This is a genomic window from Roseivirga sp. UBA838, from assembly GCF_002296035.1.
GTDB classification, from domain to species: domain Bacteria; phylum Bacteroidota; class Bacteroidia; order Cytophagales; family Cyclobacteriaceae; genus Roseivirga; species Roseivirga thermotolerans.
Window position 1 is genome coordinate 39,168 of the sequence record NZ_DBHC01000020.1, and the last position, 20,100, is coordinate 59,267.

Annotated in this window: 20 protein-coding genes; 13 read left to right on the top strand and 7 right to left on the bottom strand. The window is 44.0% G+C overall.

The genetic code is table 11. From position 1 onward, the window contains the following. Window positions 1-17: 17 nt before the first annotated feature. Together B3O12_RS07230 and B3O12_RS07235 are read right to left on the bottom strand one after the other, a co-directional pair. Complete coding sequence (locus B3O12_RS07230; RefSeq protein WP_286755806.1) at window positions 18-2,555, bottom strand: FtsK/SpoIIIE family DNA translocase; 2,538 nt, start codon at window positions 2,553-2,555, stop codon at window positions 18-20. Window positions 2,556-2,616: 61 nt separating this feature from the next. Then, on the bottom strand, window positions 2,617-3,669 hold the full coding sequence (locus B3O12_RS07235) for a quinone-dependent dihydroorotate dehydrogenase (protein WP_286748369.1): 1,053 nt from the start codon (window positions 3,667-3,669) through the stop codon (window positions 2,617-2,619). Between the two features lie 132 nt (window positions 3,670-3,801). On the opposite strand from B3O12_RS07235, the gene B3O12_RS07240 reads away from it, so the two are divergent. From B3O12_RS07240 to B3O12_RS07255, 4 genes are all read left to right on the top strand, one after another. After that, window positions 3,802-4,656, top strand: a complete 855-nt coding sequence (locus B3O12_RS07240) for a universal stress protein (protein ID WP_286755807.1) — start codon at window positions 3,802-3,804, stop codon at window positions 4,654-4,656. After that, complete coding sequence (locus tag B3O12_RS07245; RefSeq protein WP_189629695.1) at window positions 4,656-5,537, top strand: mechanosensitive ion channel family protein; 882 nt, start codon at window positions 4,656-4,658, stop codon at window positions 5,535-5,537. Before B3O12_RS07240 ends, B3O12_RS07245 begins: the two co-directional genes overlap by 1 nt. After that, window positions 5,467-6,582 (top strand): magnesium/cobalt transporter CorA, encoded by a 1,116-nt coding sequence (corA, locus tag B3O12_RS07250; RefSeq protein ID WP_286755808.1) that lies wholly within the window; start codon window positions 5,467-5,469, stop codon window positions 6,580-6,582. Before B3O12_RS07245 ends, corA begins: the two co-directional genes overlap by 71 nt. Before the next feature lie 98 nt (window positions 6,583-6,680). Next, a complete protein-coding gene (locus B3O12_RS07255) occupies window positions 6,681-7,187 on the top strand; it encodes a hypothetical protein (protein ID WP_286755809.1) in 507 nt (168 codons plus the stop codon). 196 nt (window positions 7,188-7,383) lie between these two features. On the opposite strand, the gene xerD is transcribed toward B3O12_RS07255, so the two are convergent. Next, a complete protein-coding gene (gene xerD / locus B3O12_RS07260) occupies window positions 7,384-8,283 on the bottom strand; it encodes a site-specific tyrosine recombinase XerD (protein WP_189629692.1) in 900 nt (299 codons plus the stop codon). 129 nt (window positions 8,284-8,412) lie between these two features. Between xerD and aroQ the strand changes: the two genes are divergently transcribed. The 6 genes from aroQ (at window position 8,413) to ppgK (ending at window position 12,114) form a co-directional block, all read left to right on the top strand. Next, a complete protein-coding gene (aroQ, locus tag B3O12_RS07265) occupies window positions 8,413-8,832 on the top strand; it encodes a type II 3-dehydroquinate dehydratase (protein ID WP_189629691.1) in 420 nt (139 codons plus the stop codon). An 87-nt stretch (window positions 8,833-8,919) separates the two neighbouring features. Further along, on the top strand, window positions 8,920-9,492 hold the full coding sequence (locus tag B3O12_RS07270; RefSeq protein WP_189630058.1) for a MarC family protein: 573 nt from the start codon (window positions 8,920-8,922) through the stop codon (window positions 9,490-9,492). Next, window positions 9,489-9,947 carry a ribonuclease HI gene (rnhA, locus tag B3O12_RS07275; protein WP_189629690.1) on the top strand — a complete coding sequence of 153 codons (459 nt, stop codon included), beginning with the start codon at window positions 9,489-9,491 and terminating at the stop codon, window positions 9,945-9,947. Before B3O12_RS07270 ends, rnhA begins: the two co-directional genes overlap by 4 nt. A gap of 154 nt (window positions 9,948-10,101) precedes the next feature. After that, a complete protein-coding gene (locus B3O12_RS07280; RefSeq protein ID WP_286755810.1) occupies window positions 10,102-10,818 on the top strand; it encodes a tRNA1(Val) (adenine(37)-N6)-methyltransferase in 717 nt (238 codons plus the stop codon). Beyond that, entirely contained in the window at window positions 10,815-11,306 is a 492-nt protein-coding gene (locus tag B3O12_RS07285) for a VOC family protein (protein ID WP_286755811.1), read from the top strand. The genes B3O12_RS07280 and B3O12_RS07285 overlap by 4 nt, the downstream gene beginning before the upstream one ends. Window positions 11,307-11,367: 61 nt before the next feature. Then, the gene (gene ppgK / locus B3O12_RS07290) at window positions 11,368-12,114 is read left to right on the top strand and encodes a polyphosphate--glucose phosphotransferase (RefSeq protein ID WP_189629687.1); all 747 of its coding nucleotides are present in this window, start codon (window positions 11,368-11,370) and stop codon (window positions 12,112-12,114) included. A gap of 4 nt (window positions 12,115-12,118) precedes the next feature. Here the strand turns inward: ppgK and B3O12_RS07295 are convergent, their stop codons facing one another. Then, the gene (locus tag B3O12_RS07295; protein ID WP_189629686.1) at window positions 12,119-12,784 is read right to left on the bottom strand and encodes a hypothetical protein; all 666 of its coding nucleotides are present in this window, start codon (window positions 12,782-12,784) and stop codon (window positions 12,119-12,121) included. 93 nt (window positions 12,785-12,877) lie between these two features. On the opposite strand from B3O12_RS07295, the gene B3O12_RS07300 reads away from it, so the two are divergent. Next, a complete protein-coding gene (locus B3O12_RS07300; RefSeq protein ID WP_286755812.1) occupies window positions 12,878-15,217 on the top strand; it encodes a penicillin-binding protein 1A in 2,340 nt (779 codons plus the stop codon). 43 nt (window positions 15,218-15,260) lie between these two features. On the opposite strand, the gene B3O12_RS07305 is transcribed toward B3O12_RS07300, so the two are convergent. Continuing rightward, entirely contained in the window at window positions 15,261-16,604 is a 1,344-nt protein-coding gene (locus B3O12_RS07305) for a saccharopine dehydrogenase family protein (RefSeq protein ID WP_189629684.1), read from the bottom strand. Between the two features lie 277 nt (window positions 16,605-16,881). Here B3O12_RS07305 and cdd point away from each other — a divergent pair, with 277 nt between their 5' ends. Next, window positions 16,882-17,373, top strand: coding sequence for a cytidine deaminase (gene cdd, locus B3O12_RS07310; protein ID WP_286755813.1), 492 nt, complete (start codon window positions 16,882-16,884; stop codon window positions 17,371-17,373). Then, window positions 17,373-18,026 (top strand): alpha/beta hydrolase, encoded by a 654-nt coding sequence (locus B3O12_RS07315; protein ID WP_189629682.1) that lies wholly within the window; start codon window positions 17,373-17,375, stop codon window positions 18,024-18,026. The genes cdd and B3O12_RS07315 overlap by 1 nt, the downstream gene beginning before the upstream one ends. On the opposite strand, the gene B3O12_RS07320 is transcribed toward B3O12_RS07315, so the two are convergent. Together B3O12_RS07320 and B3O12_RS07325 are read right to left on the bottom strand one after the other, a co-directional pair. After that, window positions 18,014-19,012, bottom strand: coding sequence for a beta galactosidase jelly roll domain-containing protein (locus B3O12_RS07320; RefSeq protein ID WP_286748358.1), 999 nt, complete (start codon window positions 19,010-19,012; stop codon window positions 18,014-18,016). The genes B3O12_RS07315 and B3O12_RS07320 overlap by 13 nt on opposite strands. A gap of 392 nt (window positions 19,013-19,404) precedes the next feature. Then, window positions 19,405-20,094, bottom strand: coding sequence for a response regulator transcription factor (locus tag B3O12_RS07325; protein ID WP_189629680.1), 690 nt, complete (start codon window positions 20,092-20,094; stop codon window positions 19,405-19,407). Between the last annotated feature and the right edge of the window lie 6 nt (window positions 20,095-20,100).

The following is a 20,100-nucleotide window of genomic DNA, read 5'->3' on the forward strand; positions in this document are numbered from 1 at the left end:
TTATCAATTTCTCGAAATCAGTTATTGCCCAGGTTGTTCAATAACTGTTCCAAACTGTATTCATCGGGAATTAAAACCTCTCTGGCTTTACTTCCTTCAAACGGGCCAACAATTCCGGCTGCCTCCAACTGATCAATCAGTCGGCCAGCCCTGTTGTATCCCAATTTGAGCTTACGCTGTATCAAGCTGGTACTTCCTTGCTGGTGTGCGACAATAAGGCGGGCAGCTTCATCGAACAGAGCATCTCTTTCCGACAGGTCTACATCGGCTCTTCCTCCACCTTCATCTTCGCCCACAAACTCGGGCAGCAGATAGGCTGAGTCATAACCTCTTTGAGAACCAATGAATTCACAAATTTCGTCTACTTCGGGCGTATCTACAAATGCACACTGCAATCTTATAATATCGGAACCCATAGACAGTAGCATATCTCCCTGCCCAATGAGCTGATCGGCCCCTCCAGCGTCCAAAATAGTTCGTGAATCCACTTTAGAGGTTACTCTGAACGAGAGACGTGCGGGGAAGTTGGCCTTGATAATACCGGTAATTACATTGACAGACGGTCGTTGTGTGGCCACTACCAGGTGTATACCAATGGCTCTTGCCAACTGTGCCAGCCTAGCTATGGGGGTTTCCACCTCTTTACCGGCTGTCATCATCAAGTCGGCCAACTCATCGATAACCAACACAATATAAGGCAGGAAGCGATGTCCTTTTTCGGGGTTGAGCTTTCGGTCTACAAACTTCTTGTTGTACTCCTTAATGTTTCGGCAAGCCGCATCTTTTAGCAGATCATAGCGCTGATCCATCTCTATACACAGGGAGTTTAGTGTGTAGATTACTTTTTTGGTGTCGGTAATAATGGGTTCTTCATTGTCGGGCAACTTGGCCAGATAGTGCCGCTCAATCTTATTGAAGAGCGTAAGTTCCACCTTTTTTGGGTCTACCAACACAAATTTGAGCTGAGACGGATGCTTTTTGTAAAGCAGGGAAGTAAGTATAACGTTTAGCCCCACGGACTTTCCCTGACCTGTAGCTCCGGCCATTAGCAGGTGAGGCATTTTGGCCAGGTCGGTTACAAATATTTCGTTGGTAATGGTTTTGCCCAGTGCAATAGGCAACGCCATATCGGAATTCATGAACTTATCGGTTGAAATAACCGAGCGCATGGAGACCATTTCTTTGTTTTTATTGGGCACTTCTATACCAATGGTGCCTTTTCCGGGAATTGGGGCAATAATACGAATACCCAATGCACTTAGGCTCAAGGCAATATCGTCTTCCAGGTTTTTGATCTTCGAAATTTTAACCCCTGCTTCCGGCACTATTTCATAGAGGGTCACGGTGGGGCCAATGGTTGCTTTAATACTGGCTATGCCAATTTTAAAGTTGGTAAGCGTTTCTACAATTTTGTCTTTATTCTGTTGAAGCTCGTCTTTGGTTACCTGTATTTTACCCGTTGAATATTCATTTAGTAGGTCTACATTCGGAAACTGGAATTTAGGTAAGTCCAGTGTTGGGTCGTAGTGTCCTGCCTTTTCCACCAACTTTTCTGAGGCTTCTTTTATTTCTACCTCAAAAGCGGGCTCTTTGTCCTGACTCTTGGGCTGTGGGGTGTTTACCGGAGCAATTTCCAATTCTAGCTCATCGGTCTTCTCTTCCACTTGAGGCTTAGGTGTATTTTGGGCCGGAGTAGTAGAAAGGTTTATGGTTGGAGCCGATTCTTCCTTTTCCGGTTCCGAGTCTGCTTCGTCTTCGTCTTTTACGGTTACCACCCAGTTTTCGAGTGCTTCTTCAGGCTCTTCTTCCATATCTTCTTCGGCTTCTTCTTTCTCACTTTCCGGTTCTGTTACTGTGCTTTTGCTTTCTGGCATTGAGTTGTCTTTCTCAACAGGCCCTACTGCAGCTTTTTTCAGGCTCAACACCTCGGTAATGTTAAAGAAGAAGATAACATACACCAATAGAGTAAAGGCCAGAAAGAGAATGGTGCCATAGCCTAAAAGACCATCGAAGAATAACGAAAGCTCGTATCCCATACCCCCGGAGTAGAAACTCCACTCCGAAACAGAATCGTCTGACCGGATCATTGACCCCATAAGCAGGCTTATCCATACTAAGAAGAACAGGGTTGTAACCAAAGCCCGTGAAATTTTCATGAGTTCTTTGCCCCACACAATCTTATACCCCAGAATGAACAGGAAGGGAGGAATAAGGAAAGCCCCAATTCCGAACCACGAGAAGATGAGTTTATGAGCTGTGAGTGCCCCCAGAAGCTTCATCCAGTTGGCTGCCTCTTGCCCCAAAGATTTTACAGATTCTCCTTTATCGAAAAAGGCTTCTACAACACTCTGATCGGCCTTACCCGTAAACAAATAGCTAAAACAAGAGAGGAAAATGAATACCGAAGCCAACAACAGAAAGAACCCGAGAGAGAGCTGAAACCTTCTATCCTTCAAAAAGGGGATTTTAAGATTTAGCGGTAGCTTCTTTTTAGCCTTAGCCTGTTTTCCCTGGTTACTCTTAAATGTATTGGACTTGTAGGTATTTTGGGCCATTGAAAAATTTTAAACCAGTTTGTACGAAGTTAAAATGAATTTTGGAAACCGCACATTGGCACTAGCCTCTATCGTGCGCTTTTTTCCAACGAAGAATTCCTTTGTTAATTTTCTTCACCATTGCCGGGCCTTCGTAAATAAACCCTGTGTATACCTGAACGAGCGTTGCGCCTGCCTCCAACTTCTCAATGGCATCGCGGGCAGTAGATATACCCCCTACCCCGATGATTGGAAAAGCTCCGGCCGATTTGGTGTGCAAGTAACGAATAACTTCGGTAGACTTTGACCTTACGGAAGCACCGCTTAAACCTCCGGCTCCTATTTGCTCAACTGTTTCTGCCGGAGTGCTTAGCCCCGTGCGGTCTATAGTAGTGTTTGTGGCTATAACACCATCAATGCCCGTTTCCTTTACAATATCAATAATATCGTCTAATTGTGAGGTAGTTAAATCGGGAGCAATCTTAAGCAAAATAGGTTGACTGGCCCCGGCTTGCCGCTTGCGATCTTGCAAGGTATTGAGCAGCGCAGTAAGAGGCTCCTTATCTTGTAGTTCTCTCAGGTTAGGAGTATTGGGCGAACTCACATTTACCACAAAGTAATCTACATAAGGCAGTAAGGCGTTGTAGCAATACACGTAATCTTCTACCGCCTCGTGGTTGGGGGTTACTTTGTTTTTGCCAATGTTTCCTCCAATTAGAACGCGGGTTTTCTTCTTTCTGAGTCGTTCGATAGCAGCCTCCACCCCTTCATTATTAAATCCCATACGATTGATAAGGCTTTTATCATCGGGCAGCCTAAACAACCTGGGTTTGGGGTTACCTTCCTGAGGTCTGGGGGTAAGAGTTCCTATTTCAATAAACCCAAATCCAAATGCCTCTAACTCGTTGAAAAGGCGCGCATCTTTATCGAAACCGGCTGCCAACCCCACAGGGTTTGGAAACTTGAGCCCCATGCACTCTACCTGTAGGTCAGGATGCTCGTATCGAAATAAAGCACGACACATAGCCTGAACACCCGGCCAGCTAAATGTTTTCTTTATCAGGTTGAATGTAGAATAGTGAGCCGGCTCTGGATTCTTGAGAAATAAAAACGGACGAATGAGAAACTTATACAAGGCTGAAGATTTCGGGCAAAAATAAGTGAGTTGAAGCAGAATTGAAATTTTAAGCTACCCTTTCAACTATTTCCAAAAATTGTTTTGGCGATTACTCGAATATGTCTGAATTTGATAAAAATCTTAAGATAGATGTACGAGAAGATACTTGTGCCGGTAGATTTTACGGACAAAACCATAAAAGCTCTGGATGTAGCCAAGTGCATTGCCAAAAAAACCAATGCAGAAATTGCGCTTATTCATGTAGTAAAGGCTGCCTTGGCGGTATATATGGACGAACTGGGTATATACAAGAGTAAGTCTAAAACAGGGCAAAAGTTTCTGGAAGAGATTATAGAGCAGAACGAGCGCAAGATGGAAAAGTACATGGAGAAGCTCGAATCAGAAGGGTTGAAAATCTCATATAAATTAAAAATTGACAGTTCACCCGATAAGATTGCCGAGCTGGTGGCCGAGGAAGGCTATGACCTGACCATAGTGGGCAACTACGAACACCAGAGGTTCGATGAGTTCCTTAAGAAAACCCACCCGGAGCGTATCGCCAAACTGGCTCAAAACCCGGTAATCACGGTAAATCACACCGATGAGACCTTTAGCCCTAACCGAATATTGGTGCCTACGAATTTAGAGGATGACTGCACTCAAAAAATGAATGACCTGCTGGCCTTTGCACAAAAGTTTGAGAGCGAACTACAGTTTGTATTTGTAAACACTCCCGCCAATTTTCATAATACGCCACAAATTAGAAAACGCAGCCGAATCTGGTTCGAAAAACACGGGCTCAGCGGACATCAGCTGCATGTATATAATACCAAGCAGCTTCAGAAAGGATTGCTCAACGCAGCAGACTTCTACGAATCGGACATGATCGCTCTGTTTTCGAAACACTCCGAGTCGCTGCGCGATCTTATTAAGGGAAACATTACGGAGTACCTCATTACCAGGTCAGATATTCCGGTAATGACATTTAACCTTAATCAAGCCTGATGGAGTTACCTTTTGAATTTTTAAACTATACATCATACGGTTGGGTAAACCTAGCCAGCTACGTCATAGGCATATTCTTTATTGCCTACATTCTGTTGCGAATGCTCAGGGCTATTCTCAAAAAATTCATCAATAAGTCGAGCGATGAAATGAGGGTAGACCCCACCAAATACACATTTTTGAGCAATGCCCTGGGGTTTATTATTTACACCATAGCCCTCATTGTTATTTTTCTTACCATCGATGAGCTCAAAACACTAGGTGTAACTCTTTTTGCTGGTGCGGGTATTATAGCCGCCATTATTGGTTTTGCCTCCCAGGCCGCCTTCTCCAATATAGTGAGCGGTATCTTCATTGTTATTTTTCAACCCTTCAGAGTAGGCGATATCGTCAAAATAAGCTCCAGCTACTCCGGGGTGGTAGAAGATATTACCCTAAGGCACACCGTAATCCGCGATTTTGAAAACAAAAGACTTGTTATTCCCAATTCTGTAATAAGTGCCGAAACCATTCATAATTTTAATATTGTAGATGAAAAGGTCTGCAACCATATATTCTATGGTATCAGTTATGACTCTGACATAGACCTGGCCATAAAGATCATTCAACAAGAGGCCATGAAGCATCGCCATTTTATTGACCAGCGCAGCGATGAAGACAAGGCCCGTAAAGTGCCGCCTGTAGTGGTGCGCCTTATCGATTTTGGAGAGTCGAGCATAAACCTTAGGGCTAGTGTATGGACAGAAGACCCTATGAAGGGTTTTGAATTAAAGTGCGATATTAATAAGTCAATCAAAGAAAGATTCGATCGTGAAGGAATTGAAATACCTTTCCCCTACCGAACTATTGTCTATAAGGAGGCGAAGAAAAAAGAAAGCTGAAACCAGTGTAGTTTCTAAAAAGCTCAACCAAATGCCCGGCTCGCTAATTTATACGGGCGAGCAGCATGTAGACAAGGTAAGTCTGGACCTAATAATGTTTAATGCCGACCACCTGGAAGAGCGTAGCCTTAATCTTAGTGAAGTATCTACCGTGAAAGGCAACGGGCATGTAGCCTGGCTCAATGTGGTAGGCCTACACGACACGGAGTATATTAAGACCATTGGCGAAGCTTTTAATATTCATAACCTGGCTATGGAAGACATTCTGAATGTACACCAGCGGCCTACTTTCGATGAATATGACGACCATTTCTTTATTGCTACTAAGATGTTCCGAACCGCTCAGGAGGCCATTATCTCTGAGCAAGTGAGTATGATTGTGGGTGAAGGCTACATCATTACCTTTCAGGAAAAGTCGGGCGATATTTTCGATGGTGTAAGAAACAGGCTTCGTAATGCTAAAGGGCGTATTCGAACCAGACGATCGGACTATTTGGCCTTTGCCTTACTCGATGTAATTGTGGACCACTACCTGGCGATTATTGAAGAGTATGGCGATGAAATCAATGAGCAAGAGGCCCGGCTACTGGGCAACTATAATAAGGGCATTCTCAACGACCTGAACCTGAGTAAAAAAGAAGTTAACTATCTGAGGCGCTTTGCCCGGCCACTGCGCGATACGGTGATTAGCTTCAACAAATCGGATCTTCCGGTCATTGACAAAAAAACACGCCCTTTCTTAAAAGACTTACACGACCATATAACCAATGTTACTGAAACCATTGAGGTATACAGGGAAACCATAAACGACAACCTCAACACCTACCACACGCACATGACCAATAAATTAAATGATGTGCTTAAAGTGCTCACCATTTTTTCTGTGGTGTTTATTCCACTCACCTTTATGGCGGGTATATATGGAATGAACTTCGAGCACATGCCGGAACTAAGTTATAAATACTCTTACCCCATTTTCTGGGGAGCTATTGTTATTGTTGCGGCAGGCATGATCTACTACTTCAAGCGCAAGCGGTGGTTATAGTTTGGGGCTTGTTGGTTCATGGTTTTTAGTATATGGTACAAAGTGGCTGTCTGTATTTTTTTATTAATGCTCGGATTTGGTGATTTTAAATTATTCGAATGTTAAAACGGTATCTTATTTCAAATACAGACACTGAACTTACAATCATTAAGAATCCGGCAAGGGCTAAAGTTAATTTCTACCTTATTCTTCTATTTACCATCATATGGTATGTTACTCTAATCAGAGGTCACAAAAGCACTGCAGATAGTTGGGGGGTTATTTTTTATCTCGTCCCGCTTCTACTTATACCCCAAGCGTTTAAATATTTAACTTCTGGATTCTCTTCCAGCAAAATTACCTTTTCCAAAAACACGCGAACAGCGGACATCTATGGCAAAAAGCGGATCGAATTTGATGACGTAAAAAAAGTACTTGTCGATTATCCTAACAAGTACATTATCGATGAGTGCACGCTACATCTGGTATTGTTTAATGGCGAGAAGATTCAAATAGATCGATCAGATGCCAATTTCAACTCCGAGGTAATTCAAACTGCCAGATCAATTGCCCGGGTTCTGGGAGTAACTATAGAAGATAAACATCCCTATGAAGAGAAGTTATAACCTGTTCAAGGCTCCAAACGTAATATTCCGGGTCGACCACTAAATGAGGAATTACCCCTCCTTACCACTCTCGCTTAAAGGTGGGCTTTATAATGCCTTCCATCACTTTGGATTATAAACCATAAACCAATTTTTCTAATGAGCCCTTGGCTTCATCACTTGCCCAAGCTCATTTTCCCCCACTTTGAACCCTGAACTAACTCCGTGGATGAAATTCCTGAATCACCTGCCTGAGGTAGTCCCTGTCAAGATGGGTATAAATTTCAGTGGTGGTAATAGACTCGTGACCAAGCATCTCCTGTACGGCCCGAAGATCGGCTCCTCCTTCTATCAGGTGGGTAGCAAAAGAGTGCCTGAAGGTATGTGGGCTAATAGCCTTTTTGATGCCGGCCTTTTGCACCAGATTTTTAATCATAATAAAGACCATTTGACGGCTAAGCTGCTTACCATTTCTATTGAGAAACATAAACGTCTCGTGCCCATGCTTTATATCCAGGTGTACGCGTACTTCTTCCATGTACAGACGAATATACTTTAAGGCTTCGCGGCCTACCGGTACAAGTCGCTCCTTACTACCCTTACCTAAAATGCGTAAAAAGCCCACATCGAAATGCACATTAGACAGTCTAAGGCCTGTAAGCTCCGAAACCCTGAGTCCTGAACTATAAAGAGTCTCCAGCATGGCTCTATTACGCATTCCTTCGGGAGTAGAGTGATCGATTGCCGCGAGTATCTGATCTATTTCTTCAACAGAAAGCGTATCGGGTAGCTTTCTTCCCAGCTTAGGAGACTCTAAAAGTTCGGTAGGGTCTGTTTCTAAACCACCTTCATAAACCAAAAACTTGTAAAACGACTTTAGGCCAGAGATAATCCGTGCCTGAGAATAGGCGCTCATTCCCAACTCATTAATGAATTCTACAAAGTTCTGTAGCTCAACCATGGTAACCTGTTGAGCCGTTTTTTCAGAGTTATTCAACTCCAGAAACTGCTTAAACTTCGTTACATCGCGCACATAAGCTTCCACAGAGTTGGGGCTCAACGAACGTTCGAGCTTAAGGTAGTTTTCATATTCCTGAATGTATATATCCCAGGCCATTTTCAAGTTTAATGAATTAGCTCCATCAGAAGCGTCATTCCGTAAATTTTCTTCCAAAATTATAGAGAAAGGAAAATGTCCTGAATCTCTTCAATTCCAAAATGAGGAAAATGTCTTAGTTTTAGCCCTATGAAGATCATCATCATCAACGGTCCGAATCTGAATTTGCTTGGGGTAAGAGAGAAAAGTGTCTACGGAAACAAAAGTTTTGAAGATTACCTTAAGGAATTGAAGCTAAAACACAGCGATCTGGATTTAGAGTATTACCAAAGTAATGTGGAGGGTGAACTGATCAACAAACTACACGAAGTTGGTTTTTCATACGATGGTATAATCCTGAATGCAGGAGCCTATACCCATACTTCTGTAGCCATTTCCGATGCGGTGGCTGCCATTAAAACCCCGGTGGTTGAGGTACACATTTCCAATATCCATGCCCGTGAAGAGTACCGTCACCTAAGCCTGATCACCGCCAATTGTGCCGGTATGATTACCGGTTTTGGGTTGAAGGGTTACGAGATGGCTCTTTACTATCTCAAGGATTGTTAAGATTTGTTCATTTAGGTAACGATTTCGACAGAAAGACTTAACCTAATTCTTTGCCCTATTCCCTAGCTTTGCAAAAACATTTTTGCCATGCTGGACTTTACGCAGATACTATCCGTAACCCTGATTCTTTTTTCAGTAATAGACATTCTTGGCTCTATACCCATTATTATTGACCTAAGAAAAAAAGTAGGTCATGTACAATCCGAAAAAGCCACTATAGTAGCCGGCATCCTCATGATACTCTTCCTGTTTGCCGGAGACAACCTGCTTGCTCTTTTTGGTATCGATGTAGGTTCATTTGCCATTGCCGGTTCCATCATTATGTTCATTATTGGTATGGAAATGATTTTGGGTAGGGCTTTCTTTAAGAATGAACCCACGGCCTCCAACAACACCTCTGTAGTTCCCATAGCTTTCCCCTTAATTGCAGGGGCAGGAACCCTAACCACCCTTATATCCATTAAGGCAGAATACGATGAACTCAACATTCTTGTCGGTATAATTATTAATCTGGGGTTTGTTTATCTGGTTTTAAAATCTACCAACTGGCTGGAGCGCAAAATTGGCGAAGGCGGCATAGGTATTTTGCAGAAGATATTCGGAATAATTCTGCTTTCCATTGCCATTAAGCTCTTCAAAGACAATATTGCGAACCTATGATCACCATCTACACCGATGGCTCCTCCAGAGGCAATCCCGGACCGGGAGGCTATGGGGTTGTCATGAAGTTCAGAGAACACAGAAAGGAAATATCTCAGGGTTACCGAAAAACCACGAACAATCGTATGGAGCTACTGGCCATTATTGTTGGCCTGGAAGCTATAAAAGTACCCAATGCCCCCGTCAAAATCTATTCAGACTCTAAGTATGTCATAGACTCTGTAACTAAAGGCTGGCTCTGGGGCTGGATTAAAAAAGACTTTAAAGGCAAGAAAAACAAAGATTTGTGGCTACGCTTTGTTGAAATATACAACAAGCATAGGGTGAGCTTTCAGTGGGTTAAAGGCCATGCAGGAATTCCTGAAAATGAACGTTGCGACCAACTGGCTGTACAAGCCGCAGAAGGTTCCAACCTGCTGATTGATGAAGGCTTTGAGTCAGGGCTTTATTCTTAGAGCTCAAAGTCGATAGTTCAATGTTCAAAATAGGAGTTTAATCTAATGTGGGCAAAGACAAGCAGTGTATCCAAGTTCCCTTTAGGAGATTTGGGGGAAGTTGGTTCTGGTTTTAATGAGCTTTGAACTTAAATCATCAAACGTAAACCCGACAATGGCAAATACCTTCTTCCGGTTCAAGCAATTTAAAGTAGAACAGGCCCAATGTGCCATGAAGGTAACCACCGAAGCCTGTATTTTTGGAGCACTTTCTGCTCAGCTTTCACAACCACATAACCCAAATCGTATATTAGACATTGGCACTGGCACCGGCCTGCTCGCCCTCATGAAAGCTCAGCATACGCAGTGCGCCATAGATGCTGTAGAAATTAACGATGAGGCTTTTCTACAAGCGCGTGAGAACTTCTACGTCTCGCCATGGAAAAACAGATTGTCACTCTTCCACACAGACATAGACCATTTTGAGCCCAATACGACCTATGACCTTATCATTAGCAATCCTCCGTTTTTCGAAAATCATCTTCAGGGAGAAAATTCTGCCAAAAACCAGGCCCTGCACACCAACACGCTAGGTTATCATCAGTTAGCTGTTTGCATTAATCGCTTGTTGTCTCCCAAGGGCAATGCTCACATACTTCTGCCTCCACAACCAATGCAGGTTTTCGAAGCTCTGGCAAAGGATTTGGGCCTATATACTCAGCAAAAAGTGAGTATCTATAACCGGCCCGGCTCTGCTCTTTTTAGAGAAGTGGTGAGTATTGGACGAACACCAATCAATACAACAAAGCAAAACTTTATCATTCGGGAGGTGGGGAATGAATACTCCAAAGAATTTGTTGGGCTGCTACAACCCTATTATCTGCATTTATGACCCATTATACTATTCCTGCCAACACCAGAATTGGCCATGTGCATTTAAAAGTATCTGACTTAGACCAGTCTATCCACTTTTATTGTCACCTGCTTGGTTTTGAAGTTATACAGCGCATGGGTTCACAGGCAGCCTTTATTTCAGCCGGAGGTTATCATCATCACATTGGCCTCAACACCTGGCAAAGTAAGGGTCAACCTCCAGCGCCCAGTCACCATCCGGGGCTTTTTCATACAGCCATTCTCTACCCAACTAGAAAAGACTTGGCCACTATTTTTCGCAGGCTGTTAGATGAAGGCTACCCTTTTACCGGCTATGCAGACCATGGAGTATCTGAAGCTTTATATCTCAACGATCCGGATGGCAACGGTGTAGAGCTATATTGGGACAAACCCAAAGAACAGTGGCCTATCAACTCTCGAGGAGAAATAGCCATGTATACCCAGCCTCTCAACACCCAAAGCCTGCTTCAGGAATTAGACGATTAGCCACTCTTAAATTGCAGCCCTAGAATATTTGCAATAAATTGTGCGCCTTTAAACTGTTTGTATGGAAATTTTGGGAATAGACGTTGGCGGTAGTGGTATAAAAGGAGCCATTGTAGATACCGAAAAAGGCAAGATTATATCGGACCGAATTAGAATTGCTACCCCAAAACCCTCTACTCCGGGAGCTGTTGCCGATGTGGTGAGGGAAATCAAAGACCAATTAAACTGGAAAGAAAACATAGGCGTGGCCTTCCCCACAGTGGTGGTCAACGGAAAGGCCATGTATAGCAGCAACCTGCACAAAAGCTGGAAGGGCACTCAAATAGACGATCTCTTTTGTGAGTATTCCGGAGAAACAGTAACTGTTATTAACGATGCCGATGCGGCCGGTATAGCCGAAATGCGGTTTGGAGCCGGAAGACACCATCATGCCGGTCTGGTTATAGTGGTAACCATTGGCACTGGTTTGGGTAGCGGAGTTTTTTGGGACGGTCAGATTATCCCCAATTTTGAACTGGGCCGTATGTTCTACAAAAACGGAGAACTTATTGAATACTACGCAGCAGATTCGGCCAGAAAGCGAGAAGACCTGAGCTTCGAAGTGTGGGGCAAGCGGCTTAACAAATTCCTAAAACATGTAGAGCGCATTCTTACTCCGGACTATATTATTTTGGGAGGTGGAGTGAGCAAACACATCCATAAGTTTCGGGATCAAATAGAAATTAATACTCCATTTGTAGTTTCAGAAAAACTCAACAATGCCGGAATCATCGGTGCTGCTGTAAATGCAGCCGATCACCACAAATAATACCTTACAGGTAAAACAAATCGTCCGGGTCTACAACAGCAGGAAGAATAAGTTCCCCCTGGTTAATAAACCGCTGCATACCCAACATTACTTCAAAAGTAGGCTGATGAAGGTGCTTGGGTATTTTGTATAGGCGTTCGTCCTTCTTCTCGAAAGGCGGTTGTATTTTGGCCCCAAATAAATGAGGCAAAAGTATTTTAGAACAGCTAAAAGCTATACGGTCGAACTCGTGCTCCTGAAAATGCCTTGAAACCCTCTCGTTTATATTCTCGAAAAATTCAATTCCACTTGCCAGTCTTATTCGGCTTCCTGCTCTGGACTTCCCCTTGGTCTTTAAGTGCTTTATCTGGCTTTTCCCCTGCTTTTTCCGAACCATATAAGCCGTAAATACTTTGTGCGAAAGGCAGTCTTCTCCATTAAATACACCTACAGAGGCGCTTCCTGTCTGCACCAACAACATCAGGTATTTAACCACCTTTTGCTCTTGCATTTGCCCGTTGGGTTCAAAAAACAGGGTAATAGGCAACCGAAAGGAAAAGGGAAGACCTTCCTGTTCCCATTCCAGCCTGTGTTTCTCAAAATCATAGCTCATTGGCACAGAGGCCTTGTACAGTTCCTGCACTACTTCTACCACCGCATCGCGCTTCAAAAACTTCGATTGCACATCCATCTGACCAGCAAATTATGGTTCACGCTTCACTCTGGAAAACTATTCTTATAATTTTGCAAGAATTACAAGAAACATACGTTTTTCCCAAAGTCCATGGTAAGCCGAAAAAAGAAAAATAGCTGGAAACGCTGGATCAAGTGGATAGGCTTTAGCGCTGTCCTGGGGCTGCTTGCCCTATTTTCTTTTTACCTCTCCGTACGCTGGGAAATTTGGGAGCCTCTCCCCTCTTCTGAACAACTGGCTGACATAAAGCAGAGCCAAGCTACTGAGGTTTATGCCCGGGGAGGAGAACTCATTGGCAAATACTTTATTTTCGATCGCCAACCCGTCACTTTTGAAGAAATTCCCAAGCACCTTATTGAGGCTCTTATTGCTACAGAAGACGCACGCTTTTATGAACACAACGGAGTAGATCGTAGAAGTTTACTCAGGGTTATCTTCAAATCTATACTTATGGGCGATGAGTCGGCCGGTGGTGGCAGCACTCTCTCCCAGCAACTCATTAAAAATTTATACCCCAGAAAAGACCACGGCATATTCTCCATGCCTGTGAGTAAAATAAAGGAAGCTATTTGCGCTACACGATTAGAAAAGCTCTACTCCAAAGAAGAAATCATTACGCTATACCTCAATACCGTGCCTTTTGGCGACAATACTTATGGTGTTGAAAGCGCTGCCGAAAAGTTTTTCGGCAAACGAACAGAAGACCTCACCCTGGAAGAATCGGCAGTAATAGTAGGTATGCTCAAGGCCTCACATAGTTATAACCCCAGGCTTTTTCCGGAACGCTCGGTAAGCAGACGCAACACGGTATTGGCTCAAATGGAACGCTACGGTTACCTGATGAATGAGCAAAGACAAATTGCCAGTAAAAAACCACTCAAACTAAGCTATAAATCCTTCAGCCATGAAGACGGCCTTGCACCATACTTTAGAGCCAGCTTGCAGAAAAAACTGGAAAAATGGCTTAAAGAATACAACAAAGAGAACAATACCGATCTGAATCTTTTTACCAGTGGACTTAAAATATATACCACATTAGACTATAACCTGCAACAGATGGCCGAAGAGGCCTTGGCCGAACACCTGAGCAGTCTTCAGGATGAATTCGAAGATAGTTATGGAAGACGTGCCCCCTGGCTAATGAACAACACCATTATTCAGGACGCAGTACGAAAATCTGACTACTACAAGAAGTTGAAAGCTCAGAAACTCACCGAAAAACAAATTGAGGATTCGTTGAAACTTAAAAGGCCCATGGAACTTTGGGACTGGGACGGTAGCAAAGTGGTTCAAGCGAGTCATCTCGATAGCGTGAAGCACTACCTAAAGTTTTTGCAAGGCTGTGCTCTTTCTGTAGACCCCTTTACCGGAGCGGTTAGAACCTGGGTGGGAGGCATTAACTTTGAACACTTTCAATATGACCATGTGAGTATGGCCAAGAGGCAAGTTGGCTCTACTTTTAAACCCATAGTGTATGCTGCGGCTCTGGAGAAAGGGGCCAAACCCTGCGATTATTATTCCGGACAACAGGTTACATATGCCAACTACGATAACTGGACGGCCACCAACTCAGGAGGTGAATCTTACGACCTGAACTACGCAATGAAAACTGCTTTGAGCAAATCAATAAATACCGTGGCCGTGAAAGTAATGGAAGATGCCGGAATACCCGAAATCATCGATCTGGCCCATCGTATGGGCATAGAGTCCGACATACCCTATGTTCCTTCTATTGCCCTGGGCACAGCAGAAATGAACATGTTGGAGCTTGCCAAAGCCTATACCTCTTTCATTAATTTTGGTAAACCGGCTAAGCCTTATTTCATTCAGAAAATCGAAGACAACAAAGGCAAAGAGTTGGCACAGTTTAAACCGGAAGTGGCCGAGACTCCTGTCTTTTCCGAAGAAAATCGTCAGGCCATGATAGAAATGATGAAGGGCACCGTAGCTGAGGGCACCGCTCAGCGACTACGCTGGAAATACGGCCTATCGAATGATATAGCCGGGAAAACAGGCACTACGCAAGACAACAAAGACGGTTGGTTTGTGGCTCTTACTCCCAGGCTCATTACCATTACCTGGGTTGGCTCAGACGACCATCGCATTGGGTTTAGAACCACGGCCATGGGCCAGGGGGCTAACTCTGCCCTGCCCATATATGCGCTCTTTCAGCAGAAAATGAACCGCTCTACCGATCATCAGTCCATTGCCTATGCCAGGTTTTCTCCGCCCTCTACCCGCGTGCTCAACCTCATGAACTGTGCTCCGGAGAAAGAAGCGGGTTTTCTGCGTAGAATTTTCGTCAACACAGACAAACCCAAAACTACCCGGCTGGAGATTGACAGCACGGCTGTAGAAACTCCTAAAAAAGAAGGGCTATTCAAGAAGATTGGCAACATCTTTAAAAAGAAGAATAAGAAAGACAATTAGTCTTTCATAATAAGAGGTTATCCCGTTTGCCCACTTATTCCAGTTAGTCTAGTATTACTTCTTCCTCAATGAACTGAAACCCTAAAGAATCCAACTCATCCAGTATAGGTGCATAGAACTCTTTGGAAATAGGAACCTGAACCCCTCTCGACTCAATTTTGCCTTCAGAGAATAGGCGTATGGCGATGGCCAAAGGTAAACCTACGGTCTTAGACATAGCTGTTTCGCGAGCATTCTCTCCGGTAGCCACCATGGCCGACCGAATACGTTTGGTCACCCCCTCCTCTTCGTAATCGAACAAATGCCACATGACAATTTGATCTTTCTTATCAGGGCCAATGGTCCATTTTTTCTTGAGAATGTGTTCTAAAATTTGGGCAGGTGTACCCTTCATTAGGCCCACAGGCTCTTCATCGAACATGCCCAGCCACTGAAGTTTGTGCATTTCGGGCCCTTCCAGGTCTAACCCCAGGTAGTGCGCCAACTTAAGCTCTACAGAATCTTTAGGGTTAAAAGAAAGAAAAGAGTTTATGAACTGGCGGTGGGTCATACCCTCTACCCCTTCCATCAGGTAGCTGTCGTCAGTAGCCCCAAGCTGTACAAATACATCCCAAGCCTTGCAAAATCCAGGCCTCCTCAAAGTTCCCCGATAAAGCGTTTTAATGCCTCTTAGGTTGTACACGTCCAAATACATGAGGGAATCTCGGTTGGCATAGCCTTCAAAATAGCCATACCCCGGAATGTGAATCATTTCTATTCGCCTGAAAAGCTTGTGGTAAGGAATGAATTTATAACGTCCTTCCTGAATAAATTTTACGGTTCCCTGACCTGCCAACACCACATTTCTGGGGTTCCAGGTAAACCCGTACTGCCAGGGGTTATCATCGGTAGGGTCTGGTGCCAAAAGTCCGCCTGTAAACGATTCAAATGCCCTTAACTCCAAGCCTTTCTCTTCTCTAATGTGGTCAATTACCTTCATAGCCGACATATGGTCTATACCAGGATCCAATCCACACTCATTTAAAAACAATAGCCCTTTAGACCTGGCTTGGTCATCCATAGCCTTCATGTCGGGCGAAACGTAAGAGGCTGTAAACAGGTGTTTCTCTAATTGCAGACAATCTTCGGCTACCACCGGGTGAAATTTGGCCGGAAGCATTGAAACCACAAAGTCATGTTCTTTTACCAAGCCTTTTCGCTCCTGATCGTTAGTAATGTCTAATGCCACAGCTTTTGCCCGCTCGTGGCCTCTGGCTTTGTCTTCGGCCAGTTGCAGTGCATAGTCGGCAATGGTCAACTGCCAATTGCGTTCTTTGGCATGATCCAGTAAGTAGCTTATCAAAGAATTGGAAGAGCGACCCGCTCCCAGTATCAAAATTTTCTCCATAGGTAGTTCACAAATACGTGTTCAGCGAATTAGGCAAAAATGAGGGCCAAGATCAAATTTGACAGTCACTTAGTTTGGCGATTACCGGGCAAGGCCAAATAGAAAACCATATAACACACTGTTTTTCAGTAGATTCTATAAAAAACAGTTAAAAAAGGCATTATTGAGCGATTCTTTCGCAGACAGGAAGATCTTAAATTGCTACAGCGGGAGTGCGCCCGTTTGTTAACTATCCTCCAAAAGATTTGTATATTCATCGCCCTCTTTAAGAAAGCCTATGATAAAAAGAGAAATTACCAAAAACTCAAAACTCACCGTCTACTCAATAAATGATGCCGATCTGCAAGTGGTTCAATTGCTGGAAGAGGCACAAACAGCAGCCCAAAGGGCCTATTGTCCCTACTCTAATTTTCAGGTGGGTGCGGCTCTCCGGCTTAGCAATGGCCAAATTGTGCAGGGCAACAATCAGGAAAATGCCGCCTACCCCAGTGGATTGTGTGCAGAAAGGGTAGCCTTCTTTGCTGCCAAAAGCCTACACCCTGAGGAAGAAATAGAAATGGTGGCCATAGTGGCTAAACCCAAAACTGCCAAAAGCTTTAAGCTAGCCACTCCCTGTGGTAGTTGCAGACAAGTGATGAGTGAATACGAGAACCAGCAAACAAAACCTATTCGTTTATTTTTGCTCAATGAGAAGAATGAGGTGTATGAATCTGAGTCTATAGACAATATTCTACCCTTTAAATTTTCAGACAAGCATCTAAAGGAATAATGGAAAAGAGAATTGGCTTTGAGTTCAATGCGCGCTATGAACTGCTAGGCACAGCGGGGCCACAGACAGATGAAGTATGGCTGGTTTGCCACGGCCACGGCCAGTTGGCGCGCTACTTCATTCGAAAGTTTAGCTCCATTGCAAATGAAAAAAGATTGATAGTTGCCCCGGAAGGACTCTTCCGTTACTATCTGCAGGGTTACAGCGGAAGAGTAGGTGCTACCTGGATGACCCGCGAAGACCGTGTAAGCGACATTACCAATTACATCAGTTATCTCTCAGCGGTTTACCGGGAGGTGATCATGCCATTGAATAAACCTCTAAAAATTACTTTTCTTGGCTTTTCTCAGGGAGCGGCAACCATATCGCGACTAGCCACTATGACTTCACTTCCTTTCGATAGGCTGGTGCTATGGGCAGGTATTTTCCCTCCTGATTTACCTCCTATCGAAAGTTCTGACAGACTCCGTAACAAAGAATGTTTACTGGTATACGGCTTGGCCGATGAATTTCTTTCGGATGAGAGAATGGCTGAGCAAAATGGAATTGCCCGCCAACTACGGGTAACTCCGGAGGTAATAACTTTTGATGGTCGTCATGAAATTAATGAGGAAGTGGTGCAGCAGATAGCCGCCCGTCCCTATCGCCAATAAGACCAGCGTCTGGCCATCCGCGTGGCCTCGGCTGTGGGCATTATCAATACGGGCCCTTCATAAATACCACCATTGGCTCCTATGTCTTCTACCCGTACAGAAACCACATTCTCACCCTTCTTCAGAACTCCTTTTGGAATGTCGTAAACCCTTAGTTTGGCGTAGCTACCCGAGCGACCAAGAGGCCTTCCATCGTTGGTTTCTCCTACCTTCACCCCATTAATGAATACTTCATCGAAATCGTCTATTTTACCACATACAAGGGTCATTTCATCGAGCTTACCATTGGCAGGAATGGTGAATTTTTTACGATACCAGGCAAAATCATTGAGATCGAATATTCCTATGGTTTTCCAATTGGAGGGCACCATAATATCTTGCCAGCGGGAGTCGTCAAAGTCTGGCCTGGCATATTCCTGCCTGTCGCCCACCTTAAGCTTCCAGAGGCCTTCCAGGTAATAACTGTCTTTAAATTCTTCATCGAGATAGAGAATCCCCACTTCACCACTATAAATACCTCCTTCGCCTCCCTGATCGAAGACCCTCACAGCAATGAGGTTTTCGCCCTGATAGTTAATGAGCTCAGGAGGAATAACATATTGTCTTTCTGCGTTCCATGCCGTATAGTAGTTGGGGTAAAAACTTCCAGAAAAGCCAATTTTCACTCCATTTACATAAACCTCGTCTACATCATCTATATATCCCAACCTGAGCAAGTGTACCTTTTCGCGCTTTAACCCCTTGCCGTCAAATGTTTTTCGATACCAGGCAAAACCATCGTAGCCATTAAACCCCTCTCGCTCCCAGCGTTGAGGCACATATATTTCTTCCCAGTCTGAATCGTTGTATTGCGGAGAGGCCCACTCCTCCCTGTCTCCAATAGAGAATTTCCAATCGCCTCTAAGGTTCATTAGCCGTCTGGCATGCTGACCAAATGCTAGGCTATGAACCCCTATTATCAATACTATTATCAGTGTTTTTTTCATCGGTTAACTTTCAATGAAAGCTGTCTCAAAAATCAACGATAGCAAGCCTGAGCTTGTTGGCTTGGGGCTTCGTTAAGTTCTGAAACAGCTTCTTCATTGGTTCTGTAGTTTTAGTTTTAGTGATGTTCGAGTTATTTGATCTTTGAGCTTATGGTACAATTTTACGCTGTAATTCCAAAGCCGGTGTCATTGGGTAGTAAACGAATGTCATAAGTTGTCATAAGCTAGGTTTTAGATATCGGTTTTTCTTTGATTTCAGACCCATATTTCTCTTTTCAGGTTTTGACTCATTCTAACCGTAGACCTCTAAAAGCACTGTGCTTCAATGGGTTATTCTCGGGCTTTTATGTTATTCCCTTTGTCAGCCGTCTCCCCACTTTGCGCTTCCATCCTCAAGCCCTAAGCAACTTATAGCCTACACCATGCACCGTTAATATATGCCTTGGTTCGTTTGGGTTTTCTTCAATTCGCTGTCTCAACCTTAATATGAAGTTATCTACAGTTCGTGTGGTTGGCTGACTTTCATAACCCCATACTTTATTGAGTAGATCATACCGACTCACTACTTCGTTGGTGTGTTCCATTAAATATTGGAGTATTTCAAACTCTTTGTGCGACATACGCACTTCTCCTTCGTGTGTACGGGCTACAAACTGCCCAAAATCTACCGTAAGATTGCCAATGCTAACCTCTCCTTTCAAGTTTTTATCGGAGCTCCCCTGGCTGCGCCTGAGTATGGCCTTTACCCTGGCTATTAATTCCCTTAAACTGAAGGGCTTTGTGAGGTAATCATCTGCCCCAAGCTCCAGCCCCAGTACTTTGTCAATCTCTTCACTTTTAGCTGTTAGAAAAATTATTGGGGTGAGTACACCGGCCTTTCGCATGGCTTTACATACATCAAAGCCTGACATTTTGGGCATCATCACATCTAATATTATCAAGTCGTACTGGCTCGCTGTGGCCTTCTTTAAGCCTTCGGCTCCATCAATTGCCAACTCCACCTGATACGACTCAAACTCCAGATTGTCTTTCAGCCCTAATCTCATGGCCGGTTCATCTTCTACTATGAGTATTTTAGACATTTCTTT

What these genes read in the sequence shown, in the direction of transcription:
- aroQ (WP_189629691.1), top strand. Translation starts at nt 8,413, where the DNA reads ATGAAGATCATCATCATCAACGGTCCGAATCTGAATTTGCTTGGGGTA.
- B3O12_RS07245 (WP_189629695.1), top strand. Translation starts at nt 4,656, where the DNA reads ATGGAGTTACCTTTTGAATTTTTAAACTATACATCATACGGTTGGGTA.
- B3O12_RS07255 (WP_286755809.1), top strand. Translation starts at nt 6,681, where the DNA reads ATGTTAAAACGGTATCTTATTTCAAATACAGACACTGAACTTACAATC.
- B3O12_RS07320 (WP_286748358.1), bottom strand. Translation starts at nt 19,012, where the DNA reads ATGAAAAAAACACTGATAATAGTATTGATAATAGGGGTTCATAGCCTA.
- B3O12_RS07270 (WP_189630058.1), top strand. Translation starts at nt 8,920, where the DNA reads ATGCTGGACTTTACGCAGATACTATCCGTAACCCTGATTCTTTTTTCA.
- rnhA (WP_189629690.1), top strand. Translation starts at nt 9,489, where the DNA reads ATGATCACCATCTACACCGATGGCTCCTCCAGAGGCAATCCCGGACCG.
- B3O12_RS07325 (WP_189629680.1), bottom strand. Translation starts at nt 20,094, where the DNA reads ATGTCTAAAATACTCATAGTAGAAGATGAACCGGCCATGAGATTAGGG.
- B3O12_RS07280 (WP_286755810.1), top strand. Translation starts at nt 10,102, where the DNA reads ATGGCAAATACCTTCTTCCGGTTCAAGCAATTTAAAGTAGAACAGGCC.
- B3O12_RS07300 (WP_286755812.1), top strand. Translation starts at nt 12,878, where the DNA reads ATGGTAAGCCGAAAAAAGAAAAATAGCTGGAAACGCTGGATCAAGTGG.
- B3O12_RS07230 (WP_286755806.1), bottom strand. Translation starts at nt 2,555, where the DNA reads ATGGCCCAAAATACCTACAAGTCCAATACATTTAAGAGTAACCAGGGA.
- xerD (WP_189629692.1), bottom strand. Translation starts at nt 8,283, where the DNA reads ATGGCCTGGGATATATACATTCAGGAATATGAAAACTACCTTAAGCTC.
- cdd (WP_286755813.1), top strand. Translation starts at nt 16,882, where the DNA reads ATGATAAAAAGAGAAATTACCAAAAACTCAAAACTCACCGTCTACTCA.
- B3O12_RS07305 (WP_189629684.1), bottom strand. Translation starts at nt 16,604, where the DNA reads ATGGAGAAAATTTTGATACTGGGAGCGGGTCGCTCTTCCAATTCTTTG.
- B3O12_RS07285 (WP_286755811.1), top strand. Translation starts at nt 10,815, where the DNA reads ATGACCCATTATACTATTCCTGCCAACACCAGAATTGGCCATGTGCAT.
- ppgK (WP_189629687.1), top strand. Translation starts at nt 11,368, where the DNA reads ATGGAAATTTTGGGAATAGACGTTGGCGGTAGTGGTATAAAAGGAGCC.
- B3O12_RS07315 (WP_189629682.1), top strand. Translation starts at nt 17,373, where the DNA reads ATGGAAAAGAGAATTGGCTTTGAGTTCAATGCGCGCTATGAACTGCTA.
- B3O12_RS07240 (WP_286755807.1), top strand. Translation starts at nt 3,802, where the DNA reads ATGTACGAGAAGATACTTGTGCCGGTAGATTTTACGGACAAAACCATA.
- B3O12_RS07295 (WP_189629686.1), bottom strand. Translation starts at nt 12,784, where the DNA reads ATGGATGTGCAATCGAAGTTTTTGAAGCGCGATGCGGTGGTAGAAGTA.